The sequence below is a fragment of the uncultured Thiothrix sp. genome (assembly GCF_937876535.1).
GTDB lineage: Bacteria > Pseudomonadota > Gammaproteobacteria > Thiotrichales > Thiotrichaceae > Thiolinea.
This window is the reverse complement of record NZ_CALFHZ010000002.1, coordinates 1-20,216: the sequence shown is the minus strand read 5'-3', so window position 1 is coordinate 20,216 and position 20,216 is coordinate 1. Positions and strand designations below refer to the sequence as shown.

Genomic DNA, 20,216 nt, shown 5'->3' with positions numbered 1-20,216 from the left:
CTCACGACGTGAATACCCCATAGTGTGCGCATTACTGCTTTTTATGAAAGCATGAATATTTTGTTTAGAAATGTTAAAATAAGCACAACTTTTATATAAAAAACAGGTACTTAATGAACAAAAAACAACAAATTAAGCGCCCATTCAGACGTAAAAAAACAGGGGCAGATTGCCCACAATGCGGGAATGAAATGCTCATAATAGCCACGAAAGCGGAGCGGCATGTAGACCCAGTGGCAGGCGAAACCTTAGTGACGCGCTATGTGCGCTGCCCAAATTGCCAATCTAAAGCTGTGAATACAAGCCATACCAAGATGATTAGATAAAAAATGCCTAACATCCACCGTCGTGAGACGGCGAAGCAAAAGTTCCTCGCAGGCGAGCGAATTAGTGACATAGCACGCGCACTGGACGTATCCGCGCATACCATAGCAGCGTGGAAGCGGCGGTATGGTTGGGAAGCCTTGGATGCAGCCGGGCGGGTTAAAAATGCGATTGCGGACAAACTGCAAAACCTGCTCGCAAACGACGATGGCTCACCAGCGTCACAGTCCGTTATCGACCGTTACTTGGGCTATTTGGAGCGGGCTGAACGAATACGCTCTCAACCATTAGAAACTAGCCCTTTACCCGATGCACCCCATGACGAATCAGCTCCCAAGAAGAAGCGCGGACGACCCAAAGCCTCTGAAAAAAACCTTATTGATGCGGATCAAACCCAAGCTCTCTTGGATGCCTTTGAAGAGGCGATATTTAGCTATCAGCGCGAATGGTTTGATGTGCGCTTTAAAGATGGTCGGATCATACTCAAAAGTCGCCAAATCGGTGCGACGTATTATTTCGCCCTTGAAGCCTTAATCATTGCAATTACCACCGGACGCAATCAGATTTTCGTGTCTGCGTCCAAAAAACAAGCTGCACAATTCCGGCGCAATATCATCCGTTTTGTAAAAAAAGTTTTAGATATTGACCTGCAGGGCGACCCGATGCGCTTGATCCTGCCCGACCACGAAGCAGGCGATGTTTATCTATTTTTCCTAGGGACTCAGGTGTCCAGCGTGCAGGGCTATTCGGGGGATTTATATCTGGACGAGTGCGCGTGGGTTCGCAACTTCGAGGACATCCAAGAGGTGGCGAGCGCAATGGCGCTGCAAGCGGTGTATCGAGAAACCTACTTCACCACACCTTCCACGATGGACCATGATTTTTATAAATTTTGGACGGGCGCTACTTACAATCAAGATCGAGCCAAAGATGATCAAATCACCATCAATATTAGCCATGAAGCCTTAAAAGACGGCCAAGACTGCCCCGATGGGTATTGGCGGCAAATTGTCACGATTGAAGATGCCATCCGCAAAGGCTGCTCCCTGTTTAATTTGGACAAGGTGAAACGTAAGTACTCCCCTGCCCGCTACGCAATGCTGTGCCTGTGCCAATTTATCGACTACGCGGCCAGTGTGTTTAATTTCAAATTGCTCCATGCCGCGCTCGTAGAAATCGCGGAAAAGTGGAAGGACGTTAGACCCTTAGAGACTCGACCCTTAGGGGAAACCGAGTGCTGGCTGGGTTACGATCCTAGTGGCGAAGGTGATGATGCCGCCGCTTTGGTGGTCATTGCCCCACCCAGCGGCCACTATAAAAAATACCGAGTGGTTGAAGTGATTCGTATGGATGATGCGGACTACCAGCAGCAGTTTGAGCAGGTTGAGTTGCTGTTGAAGCGTTACAACATCACTTATATGGGGATTGATCATCAGGGCGAGGGGTCGGGTGTTTATCAGCAAGTGGTCAGCAAATTATTCCCGACTGCTGAAGGTATACGCTATGACCCGGAGATAAAAACGCAAATGATTATTAAGCTGCAAACGCTGCTCAAACGCAGCTTAATCGAAATTGATAATGTGTTTTTAGACGATGTATTGCCTGCCCTGCTAGCTATTCAGCGCAGCGGAACACGAGGTGGACTGCCGACGTATACAGCTAAACGATCAGCTGATACAGGTCATGCGGATGTCGCATGGGCGCTCTTACACGCTTTGCAAAACGCAGAGTTTGAAACACTGATCGAACTCCAAGCTGAAAGCAACAGTGATGAAGAATCGCTGTTATTTTTTTAACTGTCGGGAGACAGCATGATGAATTTACGATCTCTATTAAGCTTTGGGCACACTGAATCGAAACCGCTGCCGTGGGAAGCCTTTACCTTCGGCGATCCAAGCCCTGTATTAAGTAATTTGGATTTGATCCAGAACTACTTAAAGTCCCGCCACAATGGGCGTTACTATGAAACGCCACTGGACTTTCGGCATTTATATAATACGCAGTATTCAAATCCTCACCATCTCAGTGCGATGCAGCTTAAGGTTAATTTATTGTGCGCGTTGTTTATCCCCTCCGATTATTTGCCGCTGCCCGAATTTAGAAAATTTGCGCTCAATGCTTTGGTACTGGGTAATGCTTATCTGGAGGAAATTCCAAGCAAAAGCTATTTATCAGCTTACGGTTTTAAGAGTGCGCATGCAATGTATGTGCGGCGAATGGATGATGCAAAATACGGTTATATGACACCAGACTCATTTGAGTTAAAAGCGTTTCAGGGTCGCGTATATCACTGGCAAGAAGATGATCTTGAGCAAGAATATTATGGCAAACCGTATTACTTAGCCGGGCTACAAGCCGCTTGGCTAAATGAAGAGGCCACACTATTCCGGCGTAAGTATTATCGTAATGGGAATCACGCAGGCTTTATTCTGTATCTATCTGATCCTGCCCATTCGTTAGATGATGTTAAGAACCTGAAGCTCGCGCTCAAAGAATCCAAAGGACCTGGAGCGTTTCGTAATCTATTTCTGTATGCGCCTAAAGGTAAGAAGGATGGCATCCAAGTGATCCCAGTTGAATCGGCGCAGGCTCAAGACAAGTTCTTTGACATTAAAGGGGTGAGCATGGCGGATGTGTGTGCGACTCATCGAGTACCACCCAACATGATGGCGGTGCAGTCTAATAACGCGGGTGGGTTTGGTAATATCACCGAAGCACGGGAGGCACTCATTTTGAATGAGATCGTGCCGTTAGCTAAGCTGTTCGAAGCAGTGCATCCGGTACTGCAGTTTAAGCTGCCTGAGTGAGTTCTTATTGTCTGACTACGAGCGGCGACTAGCGCCGCTTTTTTTTGCCTGATTGCTTTTCGTACTGACGATAGTATGGGAGAGTTTTTGTGCTGTTGGCTAAACGTCTGCGCTCATGCTTATCACGGTCCTCTTTGCCAACGTCGTAACCGTGCATAGGCGGATACTGCAGCTCTCGTAGCATCACAGCGAGGTCATCTAGTATCGGCTTGACGCGTAGCATCGTTGCACTGGCGGCTGCAGATACACCCTCGGCCGCTTTACGAATTTCATCCCTCATTTGCCTTAGTCGTTCAAATTCTTCATCGCTTAAATTTATGTGCTGCATTTTATTTTTCCGTGCTGTTTTCGGTTTTGATTCTATCATGGCTGTTTAAAAACGTGTGCAGGGCGGGGGGCAGTCGCCAAAATCCGTTGCACGAAATTCCCCGCACGAATCCCCCTCCAAACCCCACGCCACCTAAGCTTCCCAACTTTCCCCCACTGCACGAAATCGTGCATTTTCGTGCACTATCCGTGCAATTGACCTATTCACCCCCAATTCATCCCACATTCATATACTCTATAAAAAACAACCTACTGTCGTGAGGACAGCATGAGCACATTTACAACACCGGCTAGCGTCGAGCTACTGGACAACTACCATTTTCGCCTAATCGAACCTTTTTTATTCTACGTCGGCGAAAAAGAAGCACCCGACACCATTTACCGCATCCCAGCAGGCTTTGAAACCGACCTTGCCAGCGTACCTCGTTTGCTCTGGTCACTCCTCCCACCCCACGGGCGCTATGCCAAAGCAGCGATCTTACACGATTGGCTACTGACCCAAGCACCCGCTATTTCCCGACCTCAAGCCGATGAACTATTTTACCAGGCCATGCTTATCCTTGGCGTCCCCACTTGGCAGGCAAAACTCATGTACTACGCCGTCCGCACCTACTCAAAATGGACAAATTGGAGGGCGCAACCATGAACCGAACCGCCTTTTTCGCAGCCTTACGGGGCAAACTCTTTAAGGGCTTAACCCAGCAACAAACCAACCGCCTTGAAGCCATCCTCGACGAAATAAAATCCGCAGACTACACCCACCCCTACGGCATCGCCTACATACTCGCTACTGCTCACCATGAGAGCGACCGCTTTAAAACCTATCGAGAATATGGCGATGAAGCTTATTACAGCAAAATGTACGACATCGAAGGCAGCCGACCAAAGACAGCCCGAGAACTTGGCAATCTAACACCCGGCGACGGCGCAAAATATGCTGGACGTGGCGCAGTCCAAATCACCGGCCGCAAAAACTACCAAAAGCAAAGCCAGAAACTCGGCCTCGACCTAATCAACCAACCGGAACTTGCCGAACGCGACGACATAGCTGCGCGCATTTTAGTACGAGGGATGCAAGACGGAGACTTCACCGGCAAACAACTCGAGGACTATTTCACCGCTACCACTTACGACTTCTGGGGCGCACGCCGCATGATCAACGGCACGGATAAAGACGACCTGATTGCAGGCTATGCGGAGGCTTATTTGCAAGCCCTGATCGCCGCTAGCGAACCGATCAAAACCTTAGTAGCCATTAAGCCCGACGGCACGAGCTATGCCTAAGCTCCACGCCCGCGCTTATAGTGACTTCACCGAAGATGCTTTGCGGATTGAAGAAACCGCGAGCGTCATCGGCTGCAACTTCACCGACACCCGCGCCACCCACTTAGCCCACCGCGATGCCATTCAACTGATTCCGCCGAGCCAAGGCCAGCGCCTGCAATTTGCCGCTGCGGAACTGTGCAATGTGAAAATCTATGGCAACCGCATTGCCTCCAAAGGCAAGCTTCAATGTATTTTTATGAGCGATGGGATAGCGCGCAATTTACGCATTATTGGCAATACCCTCAGCACCCAAGGCCAGCATTACATCAGTATTGCGGGGCTGCTCGATGGCTGGATTGAAGGCAATATCAAACCCGATGGCAGTTATGCACCGATTCTGCTCGATCCGGTGCGGCTCGCGGGCGAGCAGAATGTGTATATTCTGAGCTTTAAAGACCCTGCTTATGCCTATCGCCCGCTCCCTGAATTGGTGGATGCGGATACCCTAGCTGCGGGTGTGGTACGGGATCGCCGCAGCTTGCGCTTTGACCCGAAAGCCACCTATTTACAGCACTTTGATCTAGCGGGCTTTCGACAAGCGCTAGCACGCTTAGACCTGCCACGAGAGATTAATGCCTATAGCATGGCGATTAAGCAGTTGGCTTTGAGACTTGGCAAATAGACTGACACTGTCTGAAAGACCATTTATTGGAAAGCAAATTATTCTTAACGAAGACTAATCAATGTTGTCTTGATACTTTGTATAAATCTCTCGGCAAATTTAAAAAACACTATTTTAATATTTTAAAATAAATTTTTACCGAAAAAACCATTTAAAAAACCAACTCAATGCAATTACCACTTATCAAACTAGAATTGACTTTATGCCAAATCTTAAAATAAACTAAATAAAGAAATTATAAAAATAAGGGTAATGGCTATAATGAGTGAAAATTATTTAACAGTAGGCTCTGTAATCAGAGTCCCATATAGAAGTTTATTAGTGAAATATTATCACTATGCTGTTTATATTGGTGATCAGGAAATCATACACTTTGAAAGTCAAGAGATAAGGAAATCCAACCTAAAATACTTTACAAAAGAATCTGTTAATAAAGTCAAATCTCAAATTGAAGTAATGACCTTCGATGAAAAGTATACGAAACGATACAGGTCATTAGAAATTGTTAAAAGAGCAAAATCAAAACTGGGAAATAGGAACTATAAAGTATTTAAGAATAACTGTGAGCATTTTGCTATTTGGGCACATTGTGGTGAGGCTTTCTCTAGTCAAGCTAACACAACATCTGAAGAGTACGAAGCCTATGCGGTGTATGGGTTGACTGCTGAACAAGGCTTCAAAGCAAGTTCAGATTTTATCCGACATATAAGTGATATCAATGGTAAGAAAATTGGAATGAAAGTTTTAAAAGTAGTAGATATAGATACATTAAAATATGATAAATATAAATGAAAATTGTTAAAATATAAACATAAAATAATAATTTTCGTTATTCATTGAATAAGCTAAAAAGTTAAAGAATACCTATTTGATTAACTGAGCAATTTATAACACATCTAGCGAATACAAACACAGAGAGCCAGCCATTCCACTCCTATTCTTCCCCTGACAAGGGGAGGTTGGGAGGGGTTGCTTTCTAAATCAGGCCTGAGTTCAGAGCTGACCAGCCTGTATACTGCAAGATCAACTCACAGTCTTTATCCCTTCTAAAACAGGAAGATCCAACAACCCATCCCCAGCCCTTCCCTTATCAGGGAAGGGAGCACACCTTTCTTACGCCTCCCTTGATAAGGGGAGGTTGGGAGGGGTTCCCTTCTCAAACAGGGAACCACTCAAACCAGAAGCCATCACCCAAGTACAGATACTATATCGTCTTAATCCCTTCTAAATCAGGGCTAGGTTCAGAGTGTTATTCACGGACGGTTGCCCCACTGAAATTAGGTCTTAATCCCTTCTAAATCAGGGCTAGGTTCAGAGCAATTTTAACCGTCGATAGTTATTAAAAAAGTGGTCTTAATCCCTTCTAAATCAGGGCTAGGTTCAGAGCTTTCACAGACAAGAAAACCGCACAAGCTTATGAGTCTTAATCCCTTCTAAATCAGGGCTAGGTTCAGAGCGACATCTTTGAAGATGTCGGGGAGTCAATCCCCTTTAAGTCTTAATCCCTTCTAAATCAGGGCTAGGTTCAGAGCACACTGAAAGACGTATTTGACTGGTACAAAACAGTCTTAATCCCTTCTAAATCAGGGCTAGGTTCAGAGGCGCATTTAAAAAAAAATGCGTAAATCTAAACCTGTCTTAATCCCTTCTAAATCAGGGCTAGGTTCAGAGCGCGCCAAAAGGCGGCGGGAGAACTAGTTAGAGCGTCTTAATCCCTTCTAAATCAGGGCTAGGTTCAGAGGCAGGCTGTCGAGTTTTTAACATCCTAGAAGATGAGTCTTAATCCCTTCTAAATCAGGGCTAGGTTCAGAGGGCTCGTGTCTGGCGAGGCTTTTAAATCAAGCACTTGCAGAGGCCCTTAGCGGAAAATCAACAGGTCAAAAACTTGTCTTGGCAAAAATTTAAACAATCGAGTCATTGGCTTGTAAAAGAACCGACTCACGAATCAACGTGAGTGCTAGTAGTTTACGCAATTTCGCTCAAAAGAACAGCTATTTATTTAAGCAGACCGCCGCTTGACTCCCCCCGCAAAAACGCCTATTTTTAAAACATAAGGCAAAAAACCTTATCGGGATTGCAACCCCGCTATCAAAAGAGCGTACAAACCACGCTTAAGTGGTTTTTTTGTGCCAACGCTAAACTATTGTCACAAAAAACTATCTATGTGGGACTGTACGGGGCAACCTTCGGGTTGGCCGGTGCTCTTTTGCCGGTTGTTGCAACCTCGTACAGCTCCCGCACCTCTGCTGCAACCAGACTGCGGGTAGTTCAATCTTCAAAAGAGACTACTGCTATGGATAACTATCCCGTCAATGACACTATTGAATCTGACTCAATCACTCCTGAATTAACTGTTATCAACGGTGCAATTTATTGCACTAGCCTACAAGTTGCGGAACATTTTGAGAAAGCTCACGCCAATGTTCTTAAAGATATTGAGCGAACTATCGAGCAAGTGCTTGAAAATCCCAATAAAGTAAAATCTTACGTCATTGAGAAACTCTTCCAACTTTCAGAATACGAGATCACCACCGGCATCGGTGCGCAGGTCAAAAAACCCATGTACCTCCTCACCCGCGACGGCTTCACCCTGCTCGTCATGAGCTACACCGGCACAAAAGCCATGCAGTTCAAACTCGCCTACATGGAAGCCTTCAACCGCATGGAAACTGCCCTTAAATACCAACTGCCTGAGCGCGATACCCTAAGCCGTGAGCAACTCCACGAAATCGAACGAAAGATTCAACAAGCCAGCCTGCCTTTTCACATGCAGGAATCCGCCCGCCAATGGATGCAAAACCTGCTACGTTTCCATCTCAACGCCAGCAACTTAAGCCAGATTAAAGCGGTGGACTACCCCAAAGCCTTATTACTGCTGGAGCAAGTTTACCAATACAGTGATGAATATTTAGACCTGCGGGTGGAGCAGGAAAAAATCATGATGCGTGAATATCTTGGCCAAGGTTTGCCATTCACGAGTGTATTACGGCGTCAATTTACCAAGACCTTCCAGCAGCGCTTGCCGGAAAGACCGAATTGGAAAGAAATCGCCCTCAAACTCGAACAGGCGAAATAGACCTTCCACGCAGAAGAGACTGGTTTAATCAGTCTCTTCGTCCCTTTTTACTTCAATACTATTACCTATTCGTACATCGCGACCCGCAGTAATATCCCTCGTAGTAATATTCCCCACAACCTTATTCGTGATAGTAGTGGTGGTAGCACGATGCGGATGTTTCGCTGCCAACGCCGTCAACTTCTCCAACAAGGCTTGGTCGTGCTCTAACACACTGCTTAAAACCTCCTTAAACAGCTCCTCCTTGCCCTGCTCTGCGTAAGCCTGATAACGCCCACCTAACAGTGCCTTCAAAGCGTCATAAGCCGCATTACTCGCTATTCCTTCTGACATCGTTGACATTACTGGCCAAGCCCAAGCAGCTAACGCACCGATAGTTGTCATTGCTTCCATACCCTACTCCTTGCGCAATCAATCATGCCTCCGATTATGTAGAGAAGCTGAAGATTTATGCAAATTCAGGGGGTGGAACATAGTGGGTATTCGCGGCCACCCTCCCCCAATTACCTAAGCCCTCCCTCGCGCCTGCAAGCAAATAAAAACTAGCCCTGCTGCTCAACTCTATCCTTAATACCTAACCTTCCCGCCTCCACCGCGCGCGTTCGTCACGACTGGCGCTAGCCAGCAACTCGTGACTCCTTTTATTCTTATGAATATAAAACATTGATTAACGAGGGCTAGATGGTCGACCTTTCAAGGCGCAGATATTCTATTTTAGCTTGTGGAAAACCAGCTTAACCTGGTATCACAGAAACGAGTGGCTCACTTATTAAGTTTGAAGGCTCAGTTAATTTTCAGGGCTGTGGATAAGATTAACTGAGGGCAAAAAAAGGCCGATGACTTAGCACCGGCTCATAAAAATAGGGTAAAAATTAGACTATAATGCTCATTTTTAGAGCATTTTACAAATTTTGGACGGATTTATCCTGCAGAGGGTCTAGCGCCAGCCCATTTTGCTGAAGATGTCACCGATTTGTTGGGCAGCATTAGAACGCTTAACGGTGGCTTGGTGACTTGTTTGCGCGGGGGAAGTAGGTTGATGAGGGGTAGTAGGTTTTGCTGGCGTAGCAGCCTGTTTTTCGGCTTGTTTGGCGGCTTGGCGGTTCGACTTTTCAAGTTCGACCATCTTTGCGTGATGCTGCATATTCTCGACCGCTTCCTGCTGTGCAGGGTCTTGCTTACCCTGCCCTGCTGGCTGCTCTTTCAAGCGGCCTGAAGCCCAATCACGTTGGGCTTTGAGTTCAGCGCTCAGGCCGAAGTAGGCAAAAAAGCTAGGGCTAACCAGCTTGGCACAAGCACGACCGGAAAACGTCCCATCGGGATGCTCCTCACAAATCTTATCGCCGGTCGTGATAATCCCCTGCTTTTTGAGCCATGCATACGCCCGCTTTGCCGCGCTGTAAGTGAGGCCAGCCTGTGCGGCTAACCACTTTAAATCATAGTGATGCAGCTCGTTTCCATCGCGGCGCGCGATCAACATCGTGGCCAAATCCATGTTTAAAACCATAGCGGCAACCAATGCTATGATCGCATCAATCGCCTGAGACCGCATTAAGCGCACATTAGCATGCCAAGTTTGATTGAATTTTTGCGTCTTATGAAAGCACCATTGAATATGGCGGGCAGGTTTATAAAACAGTTCTGTCGCCCGCCGATTAAGCTCGCCCAAAATCCAAGGCCGAGGATTTTTCCCGAAGCAGTCTTTCTCACCGGCTGGAATCGCCTCTTGAATATGCAGAGCCCCCAATTCACGCCGATCATGTACCGGCATCCAGCGACCGCTCGGTAAAGGTACCAAGAGATTATAGGAGCGTTTCCAGCCGTGGGGTGGTAGCTTCATACCCTACCCCACCACCACATAAAACGCCAAGAAAGCAGCCGCGGCTGCAATCGCTAATAAAACGGCAGTACAGGCTAGGCAATGTTGTTTTCGAGTTGAGTTGCTCAAGTCCTATCCTTAACACCCCTCAAAAAGGGCGCTGGTGGGCATACACAGCGCCAAGGTGAGGGTGAATCATTAGTCATCTAGCAGACTTAAAACAGCGGCCTTGCGACCGCCCAAGACTACTACCAAGAAACCTAAACCAGTCGTTTCAGGCCTGACTGGTAGCGGCCTCTCTCATGCTTAAATCCTGCCCCTTAAAACTGGCGACCCTTGTGCCTGAGCCGCCAGACCCGAGCGTAGAAACTTAAAAGGGCAGCCTTCGTTGGTACATATTCAGTTTCCCCAAGGGGTGAAAGCTGCCCATGTAAGCGCTCCATCAAGCGCGTTTTCGACCCATTATCGGCGGTAACTCGCTCTGCCCGATCAAGCGGCCAGAATCGACGTATTCATCCACCAACAAGCGGAGCAGAACCGCCATGGGTATCCGTTCCTTGGCTGCCTGCGCTCGAAACTGCATCTCGAGGGCAGGCGGTAGCCTGAGTAAGGTCACTGGAAGCATCCGTGCTGCCATCTTGAGACTCCTGTTCGGTAGCCCCCTGTTCGTCACCCAACAATCTAAATCGACTTACACGCCCGCTTGTAACGCGCTCAATTGCCCGCGCAGTTTTGTAATTAGCGGTTTTACTTTTACCGGTAGCTAACTTCCAAATAGCGTTCTGTGACACGCCTACCATGCTGGCAAGCCTTGCCTGTGAACATTGAAGAAGCTGTGTTGCCTCGATAACGGCCTGCTGTGTCGTAGTAAGTTTTTCCATGAACCTATGATATAGCGTAAGCGTTTTAAATGTCAATAGCTAAAGCTTTTTGATGATTTATAGCTGGAGGTGTAACTTATGCAAAAAATGAGGTGAAATTTATGTCTATAGGACAAAAAGTTATCAAAGCGAGAGCGCTCTTAGGGTTGACACAGGCTGAGCTTGCAAAAAGTATTGGGGTCTCACAGAACACTATTTTTAAAATAGAAACAGGAGTCACCCTCGAATCTAGTCATTTTCCAAAACTAGCTAAAGCGTTAGGGATGACTACCGAGCAGTTACTATCAAACGACTATGAACAGCCCAAGCCAGAAATATCTCCGGCCAAGGCCAAACTCATTAGGAAAGTGATGGAAGCAGATGACGCTCTGCTCTCAGAGATTGAACAAGCTATTGACGCTGCGCTGGTGGTGGGGAACTTGAAGAAAAAGGCGAAGGATCTAAAAGCTGAATAGCCTTCAATACTTCATGACATTGACTCTCAGAAAGCTGACTAATTTTAGCAAGCAGCTTACGTTTTTTATTACGCACTGCTGCCGACTCACCCCTTCTAGTGGCTTTAGCCATATTCTCTCTGCTCCGCTAGCAGCCCTTAACTAGGAATCATTGATTTTATTTAACTTAGACTACCGAGCTAAGTGAGAGGTTCGTGGCTAGCTGGGGTGGAAATTTCCATATTCGCACAGGATAGCGCTGCATACTGATAAAATATAGACAGCCTAGACGTACGCGCAAAAAAATAGCACAATACCTGCCAACAAAAACCCCTATGTAGAGAGTAAGTTTGGCCTTAGTAAACAAGGAACTTACAATGAATGATAGCCAATTTATGCTGTCACTGGATCTTAACGTCTTAAACCATTTAGGACTCAGCTTATATAGCAGCACCCCTGCTGTTTTAACAGAAATTATTGCCAATGCTTATGACGCCGATGCGAGTCGAGTGTCCATTACTATTGATGAAACCCAAGGACGTATCGTCATCATCGATGATGGACATGGAATGAATGAAAATGATGTGCGGAATAAGTTTCTCAAAGTAGGATTTGCACGCCGCGATCATTCTCCCAAAAGCGTTAGTGGTCGACGCTATGTCATGGGGCGTAAGGGCATTGGGAAACTGGCAATGTTTTCACTAGCCAATATAGTTGAAGTAACGACCCGAACTGCAAGCTCGGACGAACCCATTGCAATCAAGGTGAATGTCAGCGATCTCAAAAAAGCTATCCAAGATAAACAAGATTACCCTTTAGCGCCTATCACTCCCAGTGAGTTGCTCACCTCCCCATCGGGAACAGCCATCGTCCTATCAGAATTAACACGATCCACTGTAGTAGCTACCGAAAAATATCTAGCCCAACGCCTAGCTAGGCGCTTTAGCGTTATCGGAACGGATACAGCGCATCCTTTCACTATTTTTTTAAATGAAAAAGAGATCACTTTAAAAGATCGAGGGTTTCATCAAGATATTCAGTTTTTTTGGTCTTTCTCAGGGAAGGAAGCTCAGGAGAATCTAGACTTATGTACGAGTATAGAAACCATCAATCAAAATAAATGCGTGCAAGAATTGCAGCATACTTTTGGCTCTCCTTCTTCTGAAGGAGGCATATTATCTATTAGAGGTTACATAGCATCTGCTAGAAAGCCTAAAGACCTAAAAAACTTAGATAGTAATATTAATCAAATTGCAATCTTCGCCAATGGTCGAATTTTTCAAGAAGATATTTTACCTGAATTAAGCAATAGCGATCACTTTAATAATTACTTAGTGGGTGAAATTCATGCTGACTTTTTGGATCAAGACAACACCGACAGAGCTACATCCAGTCGTGAAGCAATCATAAAAAATGACCCTTTATTTATTACTTTACTAGAACATTTAAAAACTGCATTGAAGGAAGTTTCTAGCGCTTGGGGACGCTGGCGCAGAGATATTGACTACTCTATTTTGCCTAATAAAAACAAAGCCATTGAATCATGGCTTAATACACTCAAAGATGCACGAGATCGAAATCTGGCCAAAAAACTAGTTATGAGCATTCATAATGCTAAGTTTTCTGATTCGGATGAAGAAGATGATGATCATAAGAGAAATTTATATAGAGGGCTAATTATAGCTTTTGAAAAGTTAAAAGCCCGACAGAATCTTATTCTACTAGAAAATATTACAGATGTTTTCAGCCATAAATTTCAATCAATCTTCGCCAACATAAATGATATGGAGGAAACGTATTATTGGGAAATAACTAAGTATAGAATGGAAGTTATAGATAAATTCAAAAAAATTATTGATACAAATGCTCTAGAAAAGGTCGCTCAAACTTACTTATTTGAGCATTTATGGCTACTAGACCCTACATGGGATAGGGTTTCAGATATAGAAATGGAAAGGGTTTTAACTGAAGAGCTAAAAAAGATCACTCCTACTGCAGAAAGTGGTGCAAGAATAGATATTGCTTATAGGTCTAGTGCTGGCAGACAAATTATCATTGAGCTTAAACGTCCAGGACTAAAGATTAACCATTACAAACTTTTAGAGCAAGTTGATAAATATAGAGATGCAGTCTCACAATATATTAAAGAAAACCCAACTACCTTTAATAACTATAATGGTGCGACATTACCGTTTGAGATTTGCATTTTACTTGAAAATGATATTACTCAAGACAATGAGCGAATGCGAGTGCAACTAGCTAACAGTCAAGCACGAATCATTACTTATAAAGGGTTACTCACTAATGCCTATAGAGTATACAATGATTATATTGAGGCGAACCAGAAAGTATCAAATATTAACCAGTTAGTTGAGCAAATTTAGTAATTCAATTTAAATGAGCTTTGATAGCTTCAGCTTGCCTTCTGATAAACTCTGGAGGCAGTGCATTTCCAATCATCAAAGCCACCTTATCTTTCCCGAATGTTACAGGAAAGTAATAATCTAAGGGGAAGGTTTGTAATAAAGAAGCCTCGCGCAATGTAATGGCACGATCCTCATAGGGGTGTAGATAACGACCTTTCGATGGGTTTGCACAGCCACCTGTAATCGTAGGAGCTACTGTATCCCAAGACATACGACCGTAAACATCGGTAAATCCCTTCGGATAACGCTTATGGCACTCTAGCCAATACTCTTTTGGCAAATCAGAACGACTACCACCGTTTTTAGGAATGAGCTTGATCATTTCCATAACTCTAGGTGAGCGAACTTCAGGCCAATCATGTAACAAATCACCACTACTCCCTGCTTTTTTCAAACCGCCAATCGCGTCATAAACTGTTGTTTTCACTGTCACAGGCTCGGCAGTTTTCAAACCCTCATATAAGCTAGCTAGGAATACCATCCGTCTTCTACGCTGGGGCACGCCATAAATCGCTATATCCTCAACACGTAAACTATCCTGTGTCACCTTATAACCTAACTGGCTAACGCTCTTTATAAATTGCGTCATCCGTTGGTCTTTAGCCAAAGTTGGCACATTTTCCATCATCAGCGTCTTAGGACGGAAAGCATCCACCCATTTGATAAACTCAAAAACCAAATCATTGCGCTCATCATCCGTACTGAGCTGTTTGTTTTTTGTGCGCAATGAAGAGAATCCTTGACAGGGTGGGCAGCCCGCTAACAAGTCAAGTTCACCCGGCTTTAGGTTTAATTGTTGCATCACAGAAAGTGGCGACAAGTCCCTTATGTCATTTTGCAGGATTAGGCTGTCCCGATGGTTATGTTGATAAGTGTGCGCAGCTACCTCATCTAACTCAACCCCTGCTAAAACTTTAAAACCTGCTTGTTTTAAGCCGCAAGTTAATCCACCCGCTCCACTGAACAAGTCGATGGCTATAAGGTTAGGTTTGGATAGATTTGTTTTAGCAGTCATAAGATTTACAACACTAGATAATTTTACCAAAAAACGAACAAAACCAGAACAAAACAATTCAAGCGTATAAGCATAGCAAAACTCAAGGGGTTCTGAGGTAACTTCCTAAACCCAATTTTCCAACCTTAGCCCCGCAACCCGCTCAAACTCCTTGAGGTTATTCGTCACCAGCACCGCATCCAGCGCTAAGGCATGGGCTGCAATTAACATATCTAGACTACCAATCGTCTTACCACTAGCTTGCAAAGCGTGCCGCAACTTCGCGTAATGCCAAATAGCCTGATCGTTGTAAGGACAAACTTCCAAAGGAGCTAAAAACTTATTAAGCGCTTGCTTATTGCGTTCTGAGCCTGACTTCTCCACCCCAAAGGCTAGCTCAGAGGCAGTAATACTAGAGATAGCCAACTCCCCCAGGCGGTATTGTCTGAATCGTTCAAACACCTGCACAGGCCTATGATTGATGACGTAAATGCAGGTATTAGTATCCAACAAATACTTCACAGCAATGCCTCCCGTTCCTGTTCACCCTGCTCGCCTCGCTCTAGTACGAAACCTTCTTCAAACTCTGTCAATGCTTCCTGCATAATGACCCAAGGATTATCCATCGGCAGCAGCAATACCCCATTGCCAAACGCTTTAACCGCGACCGTATCCACGTCAAAACGAAAGGCTTTGGGCAACCGAACCGCTTGGCTACGCCCTGTTTGAAAAACTTTAGCAGTGTCCATGTTTGCCTCCCTAGATACCTACCATTGATAGGTATCAGCATAGCATACAGTTTTTAACAGTAGATCAATCTTTTTAGCTATTTATTTTAAAATAGCTTAAGCTATATTATACTTAATAGCTTACAATCTAAACAGGAGTTCCCCATGTCCCCCAACCTCAGCACCACCGCCCAAGCCAGCGTACAGGCGTACCTCGCCCCTTTCATCCAAGCCGACACCCTCGACCAAATCAGCCACCTGCATCAGCACATCCTCGATTTAGTCGAAAAGCCCCTCCTCGCCGAAACCTTAAAAGCCTTTGGCGCTAACCAATCCGCTGCTGCACGGGCTTTAGGCATCAATCGCGCTACCTTGCGTCGCAAGCTCATTCGCCACGATTTGCTCTAAACAACACGCATAAAAAAGGCCACCCGAAGGCAGCCTTTCGTTCTAATCAGCCCGACTCGCCGTGGAAAGTGATCGGGCCAAACACTAGAGAAACTATTATGACAACATCCAAATTATTGATAAAGGGCTCCACTCAAACTGACAGCGTGAGTCGCATCCCTTGGCAACAGGTCTTTACCGTCACGGGCCGCCTTACTATCTTCATTTGCCTCCTCATCACCAGCGTACAACTGCACCACTACGTGCAAAACTTTGGCTGGGCTGCTCTGCCCAGCGTGGGGCAGTTTTGCATGATTGTGTTTCTGTACCTGTTCGCGTGGCTCACCACCGGCTGGCGCTTAGGCTGGATTACCGCCTTCGCCCTCTTAGCGACCTTGAGCTTTTAAGGAGGCCGCCATGCAACTACCCAGCTCTCAAGCTTTCCGCTTAGAACAGCAAATTGAACTCACCGAAACGGCCATCAAGCGCATGAAAGCGCAAATTCTCTACACTGAGCTAGCCCTAAAATTCGGCCTGATCACCACGTGGATGCTCTACTTTATTTTTGTCATGGGCTTCTACGTGGCCGATCTTTGGGGATTAACGACTTGGCTAGAACAAAACACCAGTGAATATGTAGCCTTTTTGCTCTTCTTGAGCATGGCTATTCTTATGGCCACCACCCTTTCGATCATCAAGCACGTGTTCTATGAACACATTGCTGAATTCCGCTATGGTATCGGCATCGTCATCCTCATTGCTGCCCTTGGCGTGTTCTTTGAACTCTTTACCGCCAGTTCCCAGCAGCAAAATATTGCCTACAGCAATGCAGAACAGTCTGAAAGCTTTAAAACCACCGCTAACACCAGTATCAATTTAGGCGGGAATACCGACCACAGTAGCCGCATTGCTTATTTAGAGGGGGAGCTGGCAACCGCTCAAACCTACCTTAGCAACTGCAAAAAGACCTGCACCCACTACAGTGCCAAAGTAGCGAGTTTGGCAGGGCAAATTCAGAGCCTACGCAACAGCCAAACGAGCACCCAATCCAATGCAGCACACGTCGCAGTCGCTACCCTACAGGCCAAAACCGCAGCCCTCAAAGACATTCGTGACGATCACTACAAGCCCGTATTCAAGTTCGTTCGGGATAATTTTTCCGTCACCATCTCCACCGCCGTGGTACTGATTGCTGCACTGATTGCTGCTGGGTTTGAGTTCAGCCACGCCCTACTCTCCCGCATTTTGGGCGAAAAGCTGGCGGCTTTGGCAGGTCTGCAAAACCAACTAATCAATCAAAAGACCCACCACCTTGAAACCACTGACGAGACAGCGACCAACTCGGCTACCGTCACCCCGTCACAGACCAAAAATGCGATTGGCTTCGGTCTCCCCCAAGTGGCTACTGCTCTATCTCCCTCCGAACCGACACGCTTTAAATACCAAGCCGAAGACCGCAAGGTTGACAAAACCCCAACAGCGCAAAAGCAAGGCTTCATTGGCTTTGTAAACCCTGAGCAACCACCTGTTACCCAAGCTAGCCACCCTGTGCACAGGGTTACCCAGGGTTCAATCCTGAATAAATTAGGCAAAGCTGAAGAGCAACTCCCTCTACCACCCTTTGCTGAGTTCAAAGCCCGTCGGGATGTATTTGCTAGCCCTGCTCTCAGCCCTGAAGAACCCACTCCCCCACCCTGTGCACAGGGTACGCAGGGTATGCAGGGTTCTAACCCTGTGCACAGGGTTGAAGCGACCCTGTATGAACAATGGCTACAGGCTATTTACAGTGAAGAAATTAAACCCAGCGTGACCGAATCACGCCCCTGGTTACAGAAAAAAGTGGCGGGCGTAGGGAGTCAAGCCAAGCGCAAAACACCCACCCCCGTCGATATTAATTTGATCATTCAGGGCTATTTTCATCGTGCCACCACCACCCCGACTCGTATCCGGCTGAATCCTAAATACCGGAACGGACTCGCTAAATACATCCTAATCAACGAGGCTCAATCATGAGTAACGAACAAAATACGAACCAAGAAACGTATAAAACCCAGCAAATCGCCTATTGGCCGGATGGTTATTGGATACGCGACCCCGAAGAAGCCGCCAATCTCGACGAGTTTGAAGCCTTCGGCCCGAACCCTCACAGGGTCACAGAGGTCGATGCCAATGCCGACGCAACCACCATCCAAGCCCATGTCCAGACCCTGTGCACAGGGTTAAACCACCCCGTATTCCCACCCTGTGCACAGGGTACGCAGGGTACTGATAACGACATTCGCCTTTAGGTTAAAAACAGGGCAGGGGGAGACACCTCTGCCCACGACTGAGGAAACAAACATGAGCAAAACCATCTACAGACCCGACGGTAAGGTAAGAAACATGAACAACATCGAACGCGAACAACTCATTAAAGCCAAGACAGCGGCGCTTGCATCCTCACCCCCGACCCCTTATCGGGATGGGTCACCGCCAGCCCCATCCCCCCTGAAGCCGTCCCACTCCTCAAAGCCGCTAAAGGTTTTGTCGAGGCGGCGAAGCAGGAGGGCATGCTGATTATCAACTCACAGGATTTACTAGCCAAATTGGGAGTGAAGCTATGACCATACTCAACATTATTGATCTACGCCGCCATCTTGGTGTAAAAACAGCCGCGCAAATCGCTGCCGAACTCGCTTATATGGGCATCCCGTACAAATTGCAAAGCAACGGCAACCCGATCACGACCACGGAAGCAGTGAACGCCGCCCTTATGCGACCGCTCAAACCAGCAGATAACCCCGATAAGCCACCCAAGATCAAGGTGCTCTAATGGCCAGCCGCACGGATGCGCTGCCTAAATACGTCAAAATAGCCAACGGGCGGATTGTTTACCGCCCATACTTACCCCAAGAACAACGCCAATATCACCCCACTGACCGCTACGGCTACCTGAAGCCCCCTATTTTATTGGGCAGAGTGGGGGATGACTACGATACCATCCTACAAGCCTATCTCGCTGCTAAAGCGTCTCTCGTCAAACATGAGGCCCATCAAAAACATAGCTTGGGCTGGATCATGCAGCACTACTTAGACCACCTAAAGCCCAATCGCGCTGCCTATAAACGTATCGATAATTTAAAACGCATCCTCGACCACCCCTTAGAGATCAATGACAAACCCAGCACCTTAGCCCACTTACACCTCAAACACCTTAGCAAACCCCTGATGCAAAGCATTGCCCAAAAACGGCTGGCCGACTACATCGCCAACGGCAAAAAAGGGACAAGCCAAGTGAACAAAGAGATTGCATTGGTCAGCGCAGCCATTACGTGGGCGATTAACTATGTGCATGATATTGACATTGACCAGCACCCACTGAGTCGCTTTAAAAAACTTAAGGAAGAAGTCAGCACCCGCCATGTGTCCGACGCAGACTATGCAACCCAACTGCAGTATGCCGCCCAACTAGTCGACTGGCTGCCGGTGGTATTTGAGCTGACTTATCTACTGGCTAGCCGAGGAGTGGAAACCTTAGACATCCGATTGAGCCACTGCACGGCCGAAGGCATCCAAGTCACGCGCCGAAAGGGGAGCAGGGATAATATCATTTTGTGGACCGACCGCTTGCGGGCTGCCTATGAAGCAGCCTTAGCATTACATAAAACGCGTGACATCCGCTTGGCAGACCCGTACTTAGTCCCGAATCGGGACGGCAGCCAATTGCAACGCTCATCATTATCCAGCTATCAATCTGATTTGAAGTTGTTAATGCGCCAAGCAGGGCTAGGGCATGTGTACTGGACAATGCAGCAGCTAAAAGCCAAAGGAGTAGGGGATTCCGAAGATAAGACGGTGGCTGGTCACAAAACCGAAGCCATGCGCCAACGCTATGATAAGAAGCTACAACGAAATAAAGCGGTGAAGTGATTTTTAGCCTAAACCCTTATTTTTTTTAGCCTAAACTAGATTAACTAGCCTAAGTTAGAACTCAGAATATAAGGCTTAACTATATGATTTTAAACATGAAGAGTGGTGCCCAGAGCCGGAGTCGAACCGGCACGGATGTTACCATCCGAGGGATTT

At 46.5% G+C, this 20,216-nt stretch carries 23 protein-coding genes and 1 CRISPR repeat array; of the genes, 16 read left to right on the top strand and 7 right to left on the bottom strand.

The window, feature by feature from the left end; all coding sequences use genetic code 11:
- Positions 1-113 precede the first annotated feature (113 nt).
- From Q0230_RS00155 to Q0230_RS00145, 3 genes are read left to right on the top strand one after another with little or no spacing between them, the layout of a single operon-like run.
- On the top strand, positions 114-326 hold the full coding sequence (locus Q0230_RS00155; protein WP_298606911.1) for a hypothetical protein: 213 nt from the start codon (positions 114-116) through the stop codon (positions 324-326).
- Positions 327-329: 3 nt separating this feature from the next.
- On the top strand, positions 330-2,120 hold the full coding sequence (locus tag Q0230_RS00150; protein ID WP_298606909.1) for a terminase family protein: 1,791 nt from the start codon (positions 330-332) through the stop codon (positions 2,118-2,120).
- Positions 2,121-2,135: 15 nt separating this feature from the next.
- The gene (locus tag Q0230_RS00145) at positions 2,136-3,131 is read left to right on the top strand and encodes a phage portal protein (RefSeq protein ID WP_298606907.1); all 996 of its coding nucleotides are present in this window, start codon (positions 2,136-2,138) and stop codon (positions 3,129-3,131) included.
- 28 nt (positions 3,132-3,159) lie between these two features.
- On the opposite strand, the gene Q0230_RS00140 is transcribed toward Q0230_RS00145, so the two are convergent.
- A complete protein-coding gene (locus tag Q0230_RS00140) occupies positions 3,160-3,459 on the bottom strand; it encodes a hypothetical protein (RefSeq protein WP_298606906.1) in 300 nt (99 codons plus the stop codon).
- Between the two features lie 267 nt (positions 3,460-3,726).
- Between Q0230_RS00140 and Q0230_RS00135 the strand changes: the two genes are divergently transcribed.
- The 5 genes from Q0230_RS00135 (at position 3,727) to Q0230_RS00115 (ending at position 8,482) form a co-directional block, all read left to right on the top strand.
- Positions 3,727-4,104 (top strand): DUF1353 domain-containing protein, encoded by a 378-nt coding sequence (locus Q0230_RS00135; RefSeq protein WP_298606905.1) that lies wholly within the window; start codon positions 3,727-3,729, stop codon positions 4,102-4,104.
- Positions 4,101-4,742: a glycoside hydrolase family 19 protein gene (locus Q0230_RS00130; RefSeq protein WP_298606903.1), complete on the top strand. Its 642-nt coding sequence runs from the start codon at positions 4,101-4,103 to the stop codon at positions 4,740-4,742. The genes Q0230_RS00135 and Q0230_RS00130 overlap by 4 nt, the downstream gene beginning before the upstream one ends.
- Entirely contained in the window at positions 4,735-5,406 is a 672-nt protein-coding gene (locus Q0230_RS00125; protein WP_298606901.1) for a hypothetical protein, read from the top strand. Before Q0230_RS00130 ends, Q0230_RS00125 begins: the two co-directional genes overlap by 8 nt.
- A gap of 261 nt (positions 5,407-5,667) precedes the next feature.
- Positions 5,668-6,198, top strand: coding sequence for a lecithin retinol acyltransferase family protein (locus Q0230_RS00120; protein WP_298606899.1), 531 nt, complete (start codon positions 5,668-5,670; stop codon positions 6,196-6,198).
- Positions 6,199-6,617: 419 nt separating this feature from the next.
- Positions 6,618-7,218: a CRISPR direct-repeat array (repeat unit 36 nt; unit sequence GTCTTAATCCCTTCTAAATCAGGGCTAGGTTCAGAG).
- Positions 7,219-7,699: 481 nt separating this feature from the next.
- On the top strand, positions 7,700-8,482 hold the full coding sequence (locus tag Q0230_RS00115; RefSeq protein WP_298606897.1) for a Rha family transcriptional regulator: 783 nt from the start codon (positions 7,700-7,702) through the stop codon (positions 8,480-8,482).
- A gap of 24 nt (positions 8,483-8,506) precedes the next feature.
- On the opposite strand, the gene Q0230_RS00110 is transcribed toward Q0230_RS00115, so the two are convergent.
- From Q0230_RS00110 to Q0230_RS00100, 3 genes are all read right to left on the bottom strand, one after another.
- A complete protein-coding gene (locus Q0230_RS00110) occupies positions 8,507-8,875 on the bottom strand; it encodes a hypothetical protein (RefSeq protein ID WP_298606895.1) in 369 nt (122 codons plus the stop codon).
- Positions 8,876-9,419: 544 nt separating this feature from the next.
- The gene (locus tag Q0230_RS00105; protein ID WP_298606893.1) at positions 9,420-10,322 is read right to left on the bottom strand and encodes a hypothetical protein; all 903 of its coding nucleotides are present in this window, start codon (positions 10,320-10,322) and stop codon (positions 9,420-9,422) included.
- 491 nt (positions 10,323-10,813) lie between these two features.
- Positions 10,814-11,182, bottom strand: coding sequence for a YdaS family helix-turn-helix protein (locus Q0230_RS00100; RefSeq protein WP_298606891.1), 369 nt, complete (start codon positions 11,180-11,182; stop codon positions 10,814-10,816).
- Between the two features lie 101 nt (positions 11,183-11,283).
- Between Q0230_RS00100 and Q0230_RS00095 the strand changes: the two genes are divergently transcribed.
- Together Q0230_RS00095 and Q0230_RS00090 are read left to right on the top strand one after the other, a co-directional pair.
- Positions 11,284-11,637, top strand: coding sequence for a helix-turn-helix transcriptional regulator (locus Q0230_RS00095; protein ID WP_298606889.1), 354 nt, complete (start codon positions 11,284-11,286; stop codon positions 11,635-11,637).
- A gap of 356 nt (positions 11,638-11,993) precedes the next feature.
- Positions 11,994-14,000, top strand: coding sequence for an ATP-binding protein (locus Q0230_RS00090; protein ID WP_298606887.1), 2,007 nt, complete (start codon positions 11,994-11,996; stop codon positions 13,998-14,000).
- A 4-nt stretch (positions 14,001-14,004) separates the two neighbouring features.
- Here Q0230_RS00090 and Q0230_RS00085 read toward each other — a convergent pair whose 3' ends face one another.
- The 3 genes from Q0230_RS00085 to Q0230_RS00075 all read right to left on the bottom strand — a co-directional run bounded on the left by Q0230_RS00085 (position 14,005) and on the right by Q0230_RS00075 (position 15,785).
- Positions 14,005-15,057, bottom strand: a complete 1,053-nt coding sequence (locus Q0230_RS00085; protein WP_298606885.1) for a DNA cytosine methyltransferase — start codon at positions 15,055-15,057, stop codon at positions 14,005-14,007.
- 105 nt (positions 15,058-15,162) lie between these two features.
- Positions 15,163-15,558 carry a type II toxin-antitoxin system VapC family toxin gene (locus Q0230_RS00080; RefSeq protein ID WP_298606883.1) on the bottom strand — a complete coding sequence of 132 codons (396 nt, stop codon included), beginning with the start codon at positions 15,556-15,558 and terminating at the stop codon, positions 15,163-15,165.
- Positions 15,555-15,785: an antitoxin gene (locus tag Q0230_RS00075; RefSeq protein WP_298606881.1), complete on the bottom strand. Its 231-nt coding sequence runs from the start codon at positions 15,783-15,785 to the stop codon at positions 15,555-15,557. Before Q0230_RS00075 ends, Q0230_RS00080 begins: the two co-directional genes overlap by 4 nt.
- A 144-nt stretch (positions 15,786-15,929) precedes the next feature.
- Here Q0230_RS00075 and Q0230_RS00070 point away from each other — a divergent pair, with 144 nt between their 5' ends.
- The 6 genes from Q0230_RS00070 (at position 15,930) to Q0230_RS00045 (ending at position 20,060) form a co-directional block, all read left to right on the top strand.
- Complete coding sequence (locus Q0230_RS00070; protein ID WP_298606879.1) at positions 15,930-16,172, top strand: helix-turn-helix domain-containing protein; 243 nt, start codon at positions 15,930-15,932, stop codon at positions 16,170-16,172.
- A 98-nt stretch (positions 16,173-16,270) separates the two neighbouring features.
- Positions 16,271-16,558, top strand: a complete 288-nt coding sequence (locus tag Q0230_RS00065; protein WP_298606877.1) for a hypothetical protein — start codon at positions 16,271-16,273, stop codon at positions 16,556-16,558.
- Between the two features lie 10 nt (positions 16,559-16,568).
- The gene (locus Q0230_RS00060; RefSeq protein ID WP_298606875.1) at positions 16,569-18,164 is read left to right on the top strand and encodes a hypothetical protein; all 1,596 of its coding nucleotides are present in this window, start codon (positions 16,569-16,571) and stop codon (positions 18,162-18,164) included.
- Complete coding sequence (locus tag Q0230_RS00055; protein WP_298606873.1) at positions 18,161-18,439, top strand: hypothetical protein; 279 nt, start codon at positions 18,161-18,163, stop codon at positions 18,437-18,439. Before Q0230_RS00060 ends, Q0230_RS00055 begins: the two co-directional genes overlap by 4 nt.
- Before the next feature lie 311 nt (positions 18,440-18,750).
- The gene (locus Q0230_RS00050; protein ID WP_298606872.1) at positions 18,751-18,963 is read left to right on the top strand and encodes a hypothetical protein; all 213 of its coding nucleotides are present in this window, start codon (positions 18,751-18,753) and stop codon (positions 18,961-18,963) included.
- Positions 18,963-20,060: a hypothetical protein gene (locus tag Q0230_RS00045; RefSeq protein ID WP_298606871.1), complete on the top strand. Its 1,098-nt coding sequence runs from the start codon at positions 18,963-18,965 to the stop codon at positions 20,058-20,060. Before Q0230_RS00050 ends, Q0230_RS00045 begins: the two co-directional genes overlap by 1 nt.
- Positions 20,061-20,216: the final 156 nt, after the last annotated feature.

Coding starts and splice junctions, on each gene's coding strand:
- Q0230_RS00155 (WP_298606911.1), top strand. CDS start 114: ATGAACAAAAAACAACAAATTAAGCGCCCATTCAGACGTAAAAAAACA.
- Q0230_RS00150 (WP_298606909.1), top strand. CDS start 330: ATGCCTAACATCCACCGTCGTGAGACGGCGAAGCAAAAGTTCCTCGCA.
- Q0230_RS00145 (WP_298606907.1), top strand. CDS start 2,136: ATGATGAATTTACGATCTCTATTAAGCTTTGGGCACACTGAATCGAAA.
- Q0230_RS00140 (WP_298606906.1), bottom strand. CDS start 3,459: ATGCAGCACATAAATTTAAGCGATGAAGAATTTGAACGACTAAGGCAA.
- Q0230_RS00135 (WP_298606905.1), top strand. CDS start 3,727: ATGAGCACATTTACAACACCGGCTAGCGTCGAGCTACTGGACAACTAC.
- Q0230_RS00130 (WP_298606903.1), top strand. CDS start 4,101: ATGAACCGAACCGCCTTTTTCGCAGCCTTACGGGGCAAACTCTTTAAG.
- Q0230_RS00125 (WP_298606901.1), top strand. CDS start 4,735: ATGCCTAAGCTCCACGCCCGCGCTTATAGTGACTTCACCGAAGATGCT.
- Q0230_RS00120 (WP_298606899.1), top strand. CDS start 5,668: ATGAGTGAAAATTATTTAACAGTAGGCTCTGTAATCAGAGTCCCATAT.
- Q0230_RS00115 (WP_298606897.1), top strand. CDS start 7,700: ATGGATAACTATCCCGTCAATGACACTATTGAATCTGACTCAATCACT.
- Q0230_RS00110 (WP_298606895.1), bottom strand. CDS start 8,875: ATGGAAGCAATGACAACTATCGGTGCGTTAGCTGCTTGGGCTTGGCCA.
- Q0230_RS00105 (WP_298606893.1), bottom strand. CDS start 10,322: ATGAAGCTACCACCCCACGGCTGGAAACGCTCCTATAATCTCTTGGTA.
- Q0230_RS00100 (WP_298606891.1), bottom strand. CDS start 11,182: ATGGAAAAACTTACTACGACACAGCAGGCCGTTATCGAGGCAACACAG.
- Q0230_RS00095 (WP_298606889.1), top strand. CDS start 11,284: ATGTCTATAGGACAAAAAGTTATCAAAGCGAGAGCGCTCTTAGGGTTG.
- Q0230_RS00090 (WP_298606887.1), top strand. CDS start 11,994: ATGAATGATAGCCAATTTATGCTGTCACTGGATCTTAACGTCTTAAAC.
- Q0230_RS00085 (WP_298606885.1), bottom strand. CDS start 15,057: ATGACTGCTAAAACAAATCTATCCAAACCTAACCTTATAGCCATCGAC.
- Q0230_RS00075 (WP_298606881.1), bottom strand. CDS start 15,785: ATGGACACTGCTAAAGTTTTTCAAACAGGGCGTAGCCAAGCGGTTCGG.
- Q0230_RS00070 (WP_298606879.1), top strand. CDS start 15,930: ATGTCCCCCAACCTCAGCACCACCGCCCAAGCCAGCGTACAGGCGTAC.
- Q0230_RS00065 (WP_298606877.1), top strand. CDS start 16,271: ATGACAACATCCAAATTATTGATAAAGGGCTCCACTCAAACTGACAGC.
- Q0230_RS00060 (WP_298606875.1), top strand. CDS start 16,569: ATGCAACTACCCAGCTCTCAAGCTTTCCGCTTAGAACAGCAAATTGAA.
- Q0230_RS00055 (WP_298606873.1), top strand. CDS start 18,161: ATGAGTAACGAACAAAATACGAACCAAGAAACGTATAAAACCCAGCAA.
- Q0230_RS00050 (WP_298606872.1), top strand. CDS start 18,751: ATGACCATACTCAACATTATTGATCTACGCCGCCATCTTGGTGTAAAA.
- Q0230_RS00045 (WP_298606871.1), top strand. CDS start 18,963: ATGGCCAGCCGCACGGATGCGCTGCCTAAATACGTCAAAATAGCCAAC.